This window comes from Zoogloea sp. LCSB751 (assembly GCF_002028455.1).
Taxonomy (GTDB): Bacteria; Pseudomonadota; Gammaproteobacteria; order Burkholderiales; family Rhodocyclaceae; genus Zoogloea.
The window spans coordinates 1-249 of sequence record NZ_MWUM01000450.1; the positions used below are offsets into that span (position 1 = coordinate 1).

At 64.7% G+C, this 249-nt stretch carries 1 protein-coding gene; it reads right to left on the reverse strand.

Going from position 1 to position 249, the window contains the following annotated elements; all coding sequences use genetic code 11:
• Positions 1-249, reverse strand: a 249-nt coding sequence (locus tag B4920_RS27290) for an AMP-binding protein (RefSeq protein ID WP_139379745.1), incomplete at both ends; no start/stop codon positions are given.

Sequence of the window (249 nt, forward strand, 5' to 3'; positions counted from 1 at the left end):
GGCAGGAAGTCGTCATGAACCAGCACCAGATGATCCTCGGCGTGGTGCATGGTGAAGGCGATCTGCTCCGGCGAGAGGCGCACGTTCACCGTGTGCAGCACGGCGCCTATCATGGGCACGGCGAAGAAGCATTCGAGGGAGCGGTGACTGTCCCAGTCCAGCAGGGCGACCGTGTCCCCCGGCCCTATGCCCGAGGCCGTCAGCAGGTTGGCGAGACGGTGGATCCGCTGATTGAGGGTGCGGTAGTCA